11 protein-coding genes are annotated in these 8,538 nt (G+C 68.1%); 9 read left to right on the forward strand and 2 right to left on the reverse strand.

Features of this window, described 5'->3' with window-relative positions; all coding sequences use genetic code 11:
- The first annotated feature begins 80 nt into the window (after positions 1-80).
- The 7 genes from ABZ471_RS37730 to ABZ471_RS37760 all read left to right on the forward strand — a co-directional run bounded on the left by ABZ471_RS37730 (position 81) and on the right by ABZ471_RS37760 (position 3,660).
- Positions 81-497 carry a hypothetical protein gene (locus tag ABZ471_RS37730; protein ID WP_359073035.1) on the forward strand — a complete coding sequence of 139 codons (417 nt, stop codon included), beginning with the start codon at positions 81-83 and terminating at the stop codon, positions 495-497.
- Positions 497-910, forward strand: coding sequence for a hypothetical protein (locus tag ABZ471_RS37735; protein WP_359073037.1), 414 nt, complete (start codon positions 497-499; stop codon positions 908-910). The genes ABZ471_RS37730 and ABZ471_RS37735 overlap by 1 nt, the downstream gene beginning before the upstream one ends.
- Positions 907-1,143: a hypothetical protein gene (locus ABZ471_RS37740; RefSeq protein WP_020120660.1), complete on the forward strand. Its 237-nt coding sequence runs from the start codon at positions 907-909 to the stop codon at positions 1,141-1,143. The genes ABZ471_RS37735 and ABZ471_RS37740 overlap by 4 nt, the downstream gene beginning before the upstream one ends.
- Positions 1,131-1,262, forward strand: a complete 132-nt coding sequence (locus tag ABZ471_RS37745; RefSeq protein ID WP_359073038.1) for a hypothetical protein — start codon at positions 1,131-1,133, stop codon at positions 1,260-1,262. Before ABZ471_RS37740 ends, ABZ471_RS37745 begins: the two co-directional genes overlap by 13 nt.
- 103 nt (positions 1,263-1,365) lie before the next feature.
- Positions 1,366-2,526: a radical SAM protein gene (locus tag ABZ471_RS37750; protein WP_359073039.1), complete on the forward strand. Its 1,161-nt coding sequence runs from the start codon at positions 1,366-1,368 to the stop codon at positions 2,524-2,526.
- Positions 2,523-2,735 carry a hypothetical protein gene (locus tag ABZ471_RS37755; RefSeq protein WP_359073041.1) on the forward strand — a complete coding sequence of 71 codons (213 nt, stop codon included), beginning with the start codon at positions 2,523-2,525 and terminating at the stop codon, positions 2,733-2,735. Before ABZ471_RS37750 ends, ABZ471_RS37755 begins: the two co-directional genes overlap by 4 nt.
- A 121-nt stretch (positions 2,736-2,856) precedes the next feature.
- On the forward strand, positions 2,857-3,660 hold the full coding sequence (locus ABZ471_RS37760; protein WP_359073049.1) for an aminoglycoside phosphotransferase: 804 nt from the start codon (positions 2,857-2,859) through the stop codon (positions 3,658-3,660).
- A 345-nt stretch (positions 3,661-4,005) separates the two neighbouring features.
- Here the strand turns inward: ABZ471_RS37760 and ABZ471_RS37765 are convergent, their stop codons facing one another.
- Positions 4,006-5,697: a hypothetical protein gene (locus tag ABZ471_RS37765; protein ID WP_359073043.1), complete on the reverse strand. Its 1,692-nt coding sequence runs from the start codon at positions 5,695-5,697 to the stop codon at positions 4,006-4,008.
- Between the two features lie 33 nt (positions 5,698-5,730).
- The gene (locus ABZ471_RS37770; RefSeq protein WP_359073044.1) at positions 5,731-6,876 is read right to left on the reverse strand and encodes a glycosyltransferase family 4 protein; all 1,146 of its coding nucleotides are present in this window, start codon (positions 6,874-6,876) and stop codon (positions 5,731-5,733) included.
- 595 nt (positions 6,877-7,471) lie between these two features.
- Between ABZ471_RS37770 and ABZ471_RS37775 the strand changes: the two genes are divergently transcribed.
- Positions 7,472-7,627 (forward strand): hypothetical protein, encoded by a 156-nt coding sequence (locus tag ABZ471_RS37775; protein WP_359073045.1) that lies wholly within the window; start codon positions 7,472-7,474, stop codon positions 7,625-7,627.
- 45 nt (positions 7,628-7,672) lie between these two features.
- Positions 7,673-8,002, forward strand: a complete 330-nt coding sequence (locus tag ABZ471_RS37780; RefSeq protein WP_359073047.1) for a hypothetical protein — start codon at positions 7,673-7,675, stop codon at positions 8,000-8,002.
- The last annotated feature ends 536 nt before the right edge of the window (positions 8,003-8,538 follow it).

Genomic DNA, 8,538 nt, shown 5'->3' on the forward strand with positions numbered 1-8,538 from the left:
GACGACGTGGGGCGGGAAGTGCAACGGAAGTACAACAGCAGGTCATTTCGAGGCCGTTCACGACGGCCGACGCTGGGGGCATGGACGACGACCTCATCACCGAACGCCGCCCCATCGCCTTCCCTCAGGTCTTCGGCTACCTACGCCACGTCACCGGCGGGCTGCCCCGCCACGCGGCGCTCGTCGACTGCCTCACCGAGTACTGCGACCGGCACGAACTGGCCCTGTGCGGCGTCTTCACCGAACGCGACTCCACGGTGATCATCCGCTCCCCCGCCTTCGTCGGTCTGCTCGACGTGCTCGAACTCCCCGATGCCTACGGGGCCGTAGTTCCAGCTCTCAGCCACCTCGGCCCGAAGGAACTCGGCACCGAGCGCAAGCGGCAGATAACAGCAATTGGCGCTCGTCTGATCGTGGTCCGCCCCCTCACGCCGACCACGGGATCCCCCTCTTCGCTCGGCGCGAGCCACAGCTTCCGGCCGCAGGGAGATGCGTGATGTCCGTGCGTGACGCGTTGCGAAGCGCGCCCATGGTGAGCGACGTGCCGGGGCTGCGGCTGCTGAAGGTCGGCGATGGCTGGGACGTTGTGCGCACCTCCGCCGAGATCGGCCTCCTGGCCCTGGCCTACCTGCGCTGCATCGGTACGTCCGTGGGCCCCGTGCTCTACGACAGGCCCAACGGGCGTCTCTACTACGCCGTCCCGACCGGCTCCGCAGCCAGTTGGGCCGATCTGCCGGTACGGCACCTCTCCACCAACTCCTGGCTCGTCGCCCCCGGCCTGGAGCTGCTCGACGACTGGTTCGGCGGATGGTGCGAGCTACCCGACGACGACACCCTCACCGACACGGACGCCCTCCGCGCTGCTCTCCAGCACCCCTATGTCGCCACAACTCTGGAGGCGGTTCGATGACCAGCCGCACGATCATGTGCCACCAGGAGTGGACCCTCCAGCCCGACCGGGAACCCGACGCCGAGCCCACCACGTACGCCATGCAGTGCGCGGTCTGTGGCGAGACCTCGCCGCCCGGCACCGACTTCGCCGATCCGCAGAGCTGGGTATTCACGCACGGTGGCCGCAATCCCTCGCACCATACGTACCGGGAGATCATCACCCGCCCGTGGAGGGCCTGGTGGAAGCCGTGAACGGCCGTGTCGCCGCCCGGGCCGCCCGCTACTCCGGACCACTGCTGATCGTGCTCGTGTCCGCCGCGTGCGGCTTCGTGATCGGCGTGGTCGCCTTGACCGCACGGATCGCGCCATGACCCGCGCTTGGCGAAGGGATCCACTGGCCGAGCTGGCGGCCAGCCTGATCACCGCCCACCACCAGGTCCGACCAAACCCTCCTACCCAACCCGTGGAGGTCCAATGACCGAGACGAACACCAGCGCCGAGAGGCTGGCGACCAAAACAGCTCCTCGGCTCGTGGCCAGCCCGTTTCTCGCCCAGTACCTCCTTGTCCAGCCCGGCCTGGCAGCAGGCGTGCGCATCCCGGAGGTCCGCTACCAGGAGCTGCGGGCTTCGGGGGCGGAAGGACGATCCGTCCCGGACTGGCTGGCCGACGCGGCGAGGGAGGCGTGGGGGACCGAACTGCCCTCGTCGCCAGTCGGCGACATCGTCCTCGTCCGCGAGCTGTCCCGGTACGGGTACGGCAAGGCGTCGTGGGAGATCAACCTCGGCTGCGACTACGACTGCGAGTTCTGCTACCTCGGCGAGAAGCGGTTCGAGGGCCTTGACTGGGCAGGCAAGCAGACGCTGCTCCAGACACTGAGGGACGCCGGTGTCCTGTGGTTGCAGATCACAGGCGGTGAGGCGCTGATCGACCGCGAGTTCGGCGCGGCGTACGAGTACGCCCACCAGCTCGGGATGATGGTCCAGGTCTCGTCCAACGGCTCCTCGTTGCGGAAGAAGCCGATCCGGGACCTGTTCGCCCGCCACCGGCCGTACCGACTGACCCTGAGCGTCTACGGAGCCACCGGCGAGACGTACGACAAGGTGACGCGGAACCGCGGGGCGTTCAGCCGGTTCCTGATGGGCCTGGACGCCGCCCACGAGGACAGGCTGCCGGTCCGGCTGAACGTGATCGTCTCGGACGACAACGCGCATGAGACAGGCGCGATGGTGCGCCTCTCGAAGTCGTACGGCTTCCCTCACCAGGTCTTCACGAACATGTCGCCCACGATCGACGGCGAGGCGAACCCGCTGGCGACGCAGGCAGTGGGCCACCTCAAGGCCCGGAGCATCTTCACCGGCTGCAACGCCGGCCACACGTTCTTCCACGTCAACCCGCACGGCATCGCGTCAATCTGCAAGGTCGGCCGTGACCCGAGCGTGAACCTCATCACCGAGGGCGTCGAAGCCCTCCCCCGACTCGGCGTGATCGCCGAGTCCCTACAGCTCCGCACCGGTGGATGCTCCGGCTGCACGAAGGTCAGCACGTGCCGCACGTGCCGACCGCTGGCCAGGCTCTACCAGGAGGCGGGGGACCGACGAGAGCTCTACTGCCAACATGGAGGTTACGGATCATGACTCCGCCCACCGCAATCCTGACCCTGCCTCGCGAACCGGTCATGCTCACGATCGGCCGACGTCCGGCGGACAACCCGACCAGCGCCCTGCCGGTGCCGCTGACCGCCGCGTCGATCAAGGACGACGAGTTCCAGATCATCGCCGACCTGGACGAGGCTGCCGAGGGCGCCGAGTGCAGCTGCTCGGCCGGTGACGACCAGCCGTACTAGATCCACCACGGGTGGCGCCCGTGCCGCCCGTTCGTTCCATCCCCTCAGTAGCGCCCCGGCCGTACCCTGGCCGGGGCGCTACTCCCCGTATCCGAGCACCTTGAGGAAACCGCGCGTGTCCATGTCCCGCATCGCCTACGAGCAGCTTCCCGCCGACGTCCGCCAAGCCGTCGCTGACAAGATCGGTGCCGTGCACAGCTCGCTGACTGCGCAGGGCGGAATGAACTCCGGCATCGCCTCCGTCCTGGAGACGAACAGCGGCAGGGTCTTCGTGAAGGGCATCCCGTCCGACCATCCCCAGGTCGCTGCCCAACGCCGAGAGGCAGCCGTCGCCTCGTACTTGCCGGCATCTTGTCCGCGTCTGTACTGGCACCTGGAGTTTGGCGGCTGGAGCTTGCTCGGCTACGAGGTGATCGACGGCCGCCACGCCGACTACACACCAGGCTCGCCCGACCTGCCGCTAGTGGAAGCCGCGCTTGTCGAGCTGCAGGACGTCACAGCACCCCCGGGCACCGGTCTCAAGGACGCCGTTGACCGGTGGGCAGACTACGCACCGCCGGGCTCCCTGCACTACTTCGAGGGCAACACTCTCCTGCACACCGATTTCGCCCCGGACAACGTTCTGATCACCGGTGAACGTGCGCGACTCATCGACTGGGCCTGGCCGACCCGAGGGGCGGCCTGGATCGACCCCGGCGCCCTTCTCCTCCAGCTCATGGACGCCGGGCATTCCGTGGAGGAGGCGCTCGCCTTCGCTCGTCGGTTTCCGTCCTGGCGGGATGCAAAGGCCGAGGCGCTCGCAGCGTTCAGCTCGGCCACGGCGGCACTGTGGCGGGAGATCTCTGAAGTGGACCGGACACCATGGAAGCTGGAGATGGCGGAGCGGGCGGCGGAGCTCGCGTGCGTCCGGGACTGGGCCCTGTAGACGCTGGCCGCCGCTGCGAAAATGGCCAGCCGGGTAGACGATGCCCGCCGGATCCATGCCGCCCGCCGCCCCGCGCAGCCCGTCCAGCCGCCGAGGCAGCCGCGGGATGCGAGCCAGCCTGTCGTTCGGATCCCGCGGCAAAGGACGGAAGTTCAGCCCGCACCCGCGGACCAGCTGCCCGTACCGCGCGCAGGTCAACACCGTCACCACATGCCCTGCCTGCCGAAGCCGCACCCCCACACCCGCCAGCGGCACCACGTCAACATCTGCTGTCCGCACTCGTGTACAAAGCCGGTGCAGGTCTGCTTCCGGCTTCCGCGGCGGCGGGTGGTGCCGCCGCTTTCCTCAGATGACGTCGATCGGGGTGGATGGCGAGGTGTAGTCGCCGATGGTGAACTCCACGCTGGTGGTGCCGGTGGGGGTGTCGTCGGAGGCGCTCACGCAGACCCACATGACCGACCGTGATCCGTCGTCGTGGATTGCCAGGTCGATGTCGGAGAGGGCCAGGGACTGTCCGTCGTCGGAGAGGCTTCCCATATAGGCGGTCATATTTCCGCTCGCATCCATGACGGTCAGCTGGTGATCGGGGTTGGCCGGCGTGCCGAACCGCAGGTCGGTGTCAGCCGGAAGAGTCACGGTGACCGTTTGCAGCGGGATGTCTTGCGATCCGTTGTTCCTCACCGCGACGCCTGGGTACCTGGGCGACCCTCCCCGTTCCACGGTCAGCGTGTCGCCGCCCGGGGAGAGGGTGAAGCCCGGTGTGACGACGATCGTTGTGGAGGGGGAGGGTTTTCCCCCGACGGTGAAGGTCAGGCTGGTGGCTCCGAGCGGGGCGCCATGGCCGGCGCTCACGGCGACCCACATCACCGTTGTCCCGGGCAGTCCCAGGTCCACGTGCGAGAAGACGAGCGACGTTCCGTCCTCTGAAAGGGCTCCCGGGTACGGGGTCGTTTGCAGGTCGGCGGTGAGCACGGTGAGCTGGTAGTCGGCGAGTGTCTGACTGCCGAAGAGCAGATCGCGGCCGGCGGGCAGGGCCACCGTCACCGACACGGGGGCGAACGCGGTCTCGGATGCGACGTGCACTCCCGGATACCCGACCGGTCCGCCTTGCACCAGCTTGACGTCGGGCGGCCCGCCGGGCGCCACCGTGAACTCGGTCCATTGCAGCACCACTTGACCGTGGTGGCCCGCGTCACCGACACCGGACTGGTACTGGGGATCGTCCTGGCCGCCTGCGCGGGTGCCGCTGCCGGCCACGGTGCGTCCGTCGGTGACGCCAGGGCCGTTCACGAAGCTGCTGCCACCACCGCCACCACTGGCATAAGCCTTGTGCGAGTAGAAAATGGAGAGACCTCCGCCGCCCCCCGCGTAGCCGGCGCCTCCGCCCATACCGCCGCTCTCGCGTGCGCCCCCACCTCCACCCATACCCGGGATCGGCACCTGGCCACCAGCTGCACTCGTGGAGCTCCCGTTCTGTCCGGTGTTGCCGCCACGCCCCCCGTGACTGCCGTCAATCGACGCACCAGCGCCACCCGTCGAACCCGAGGCTCCATGCGCCGGAGTCCCTGTCCACCCACCCCGCGACTCGGGCCGTCCGTCGGAACCTCTGATGCCACCACCCGCACCACCACGCGCGTCAACGGAGCTTGTTGCGATGCACCCTCCGCCTCCTCCAGCGATCAGAAGCGCCTGCCCCAGTCGCTGGCTGAACAGGCCGCTCATTCCGCCCCCGCCACGCGTTCCTCCTCCCAGATCGACGACGATTCGCAGTGTCTCGCCCGGCTCGACGGCGATGTTCCCGGTGACGAATCCGCCCCCGCCCCCCTGGCTGGCTCCATCTCCCCCGCCGCCCCAGCAGCGGGCGTTGATCGTGGTGACACCGGGAGGGACGGTGAAGTTTTCGACGCCTCCAGTGTGGTTGAAGCGGTGGATGTGGGTGTAGGGGGCGATGGGTGCGTCTGCGGTCGGCGCAATGACCGTACGGGGCTCGATCGCGGTGGCGGGTTCGGGAGAGGCGGTGAGCGTTTCCTGGGTCATGACGTACTGTCCTTTCGTTGCAGATCGACAGAGTCAGTCGTGGTTCGCCTGTGCTCCGCGGCACCGTGACGGACACGGGTGCGGATCGACTCCCCGGGCCGCAGCGTCGCCCCCGCCCCCAGGGCCGCGGCCCAGCTCACTGGCATCGACGAGCGTGCCGATTGCGCGCCTGCGGAAGCCGCTTGACGAGCGCGTCCTGGCCAGCGATTCGATCGCGTCGCACCAGATGTCGAGGTCGGGTGCTGCGCTCAGTTCGATGGAGCGGGCCTTGGCCCGGTGGGAGGCCCGGGCCCAGTTGTCCGGGTCCCGCAGCAACGCCAGGGCATGGATCCAGGCGCCCAGGTCGTCGCGGTAGGCGAAGATGCCGGCCTCACCCAGAGACTCCACCAGCCCGGGGGTGGGATGGGCGATCACCGGGATGCCCGAGGCGAACGCCTCCACCGCCACCCGCCCCCACGACTCGTACAAGCTCGGCATCAGCACCACACGGGAGCGGCTGTAGACGTGCTCGCGCATCCGCTGCCCCGGCACCCCGTCGACAACCTCACAGTTGGGCAACCGCGGCGGAGGCATGATCTGCTGCCCATACGCGCCGCGGACACCGAGGAAGTTCCATTCCGGAGTCCAGGCGGCGATCTGCCAGAACACCTCGCCGCCCTTGTCGGAGTTGAGATTGACCAGGGTCGCGAAGTCGCCGGGATCCGTGCGGTATTCCTCCGCCATCACCGGCGGCCGCACCACAATGCTGTGCCGGGGCAGGAACTCCTGTGGGTAACGGGCGTAGAAGATCTCACCGTCCCGCCGGATCCACTCACTGTTGTACACGACAAGATCAGCGCCCGCCGCGTTGTGAAAGCTCACCGCGAAGTTGTCGTGACAGATCACCGCCAGGGGGATCCGGCGGTCCCGCGCGAGCCCCGCCACCAGGGGCACGTTCTCGAAGTGGGACAACAACACGTCCGCCTTTTGGGCATGTGCGGCAAAGTCCACGCCCTCCTGGAAGGGGACGACCTGAACCCCGTCGATCTCGTAGCCCTTCTCGATCCTTCCGGGATGCGACAGCCAGACCGCCACCTCGTGACCACGCTCGGCCAGCGGACGGAGCATCGAGTGCAGCATCCACTCCGAGCCGGCATTGTGATCCGGCGGATACCCATACACCCGGGCCACGACGGACATGCGCCGCCCTGCAGGAGTCGCGGCCAGCCGGTACGGTCGGGATGCCACCGTGTCCACCTGCAAGAACTTCCTCCGAACGGGTCGAAAGCGACGACGTTGGCGAACCAGGCGGAGCGGACCCTGCATGCACTCTGCAACCGGCCAGGCAACACTTCACCCAGACCCTCGACGAGAACACCAACACCCCATCAACTACCCTGCGTACTCAATCGAATTCGTAGAGTGCCCGCCATGTGAGTGAGCGCGCAGAAGCACTCAACACCCCAGCTACACAAGCCACTTCACCGCACAAGCAACCTCCACGCCCCCCGCAAACGCCGCCCACACCCCAGGGCAAGCACCTAGATATGGCGAGCCATGACCTCGTTGACGTTGCGCCAGTCAACGCCATCGACGGGCAGGCGCGGCAACATCCGCGGCGCACCGGACCGCGGTCACAACACAGACGCCTGACCTGACACACTCCGGGACGCCCACGCCTTCAACTGGTCCTCGGAAATACACACGTCCGGCACCTCGCGAGGGCGGTCTCCTGCTTGCCGACGCTCCCCGCCGCGGACTGCTGATCGAGTCGGACGGCGCGGTCACCGGGGCCGTGTCAGCGACCGCGGAGATGCTCGGCTGGGCGATGGAGCGGTACAACGACGGCAGCGGCGTGCGCAGGATCAACGTGTTCGTGCTGACCGAGATCACCCTGGAGTATTTCCGGCTGGTCGACCGGCACATCCTGGCGCTGGTCGACGGCGCGTGAATGCACCGGATCGTCGCCTCAGACTTCGCCCGACCCCCTGGGCGCATGCTCGCGTCCGGTGAGGACCCGGCCTTCCCGCTCCGGGGCTCCACCGAGATGGCCACGAACGACGACTGGAACCACAGCTGGAAGGCCCTGGGCGACCCGGAACACGACGCCTACGAAGCACAGCGCTACATCTACGCGCTCATCGGCCTCGATGTCGCTGTCGAGGCAGAACAGCAGATGGTCCCCGCAGTCGAGAGGGCCCGTCGTCCTTTGCTCCGGGCTCAATCTGTACAGCTCGCCGACCGTCAACTGCGCGAGCAGGGCGAAGTCCTCGTCCGCGGGCAGGACGGACGCTCGCAGACAGCGCCTGCTCGTCAGACTCAATAGCGCGCCTACGCCGCCGAAGCCGGAATCTTCCGACGCTGTTCTCGCCGAGTCGCCTGCCCGATGGCAGACGCACGCCGAGAACAGCCGGCCCGACCACTCCTCCCGGCCTGCCACGAGCCCGGACCGTACCGCGGAGGACATTGCGGATCTGGTGGAGGTGCTGCGGCGGCAAACCAAGCAAGGACCTGCCCGCTTCGCCGCCGACCCGAAGCAGCTGCACGGCATCAGAGTCGCGTCGGCCACAGGCCCCGCATCCTCGTGTGCCGCGGCCTGGAGCAGGACGACACCAGCCCTTTGACTCGATACTTCAAGTTGGCGGAGGATCACTGTCCGGCATGAGCGGGAGCGTTCGCAGGACCGACCGCACCGCGACGTGAGAGAGGTCCGCATGACACAACGGTCCGCTCCCTCCGTGCGGTGCGGAGGGGCGGATCTCCGGTGACGCGCCGGCGGGCGGGGCGATCGACCCTGGGGAGGTGATCTCTACTTGCCCGGCGCGCCGACCGGCTTGCCGTCGGGCGAGACGGCGTACCAGG

Source organism: Streptomyces sp. NPDC005728 (assembly GCF_040630895.1).
Taxonomy (GTDB): Bacteria; Actinomycetota; Actinomycetes; order Streptomycetales; family Streptomycetaceae; genus Streptomyces.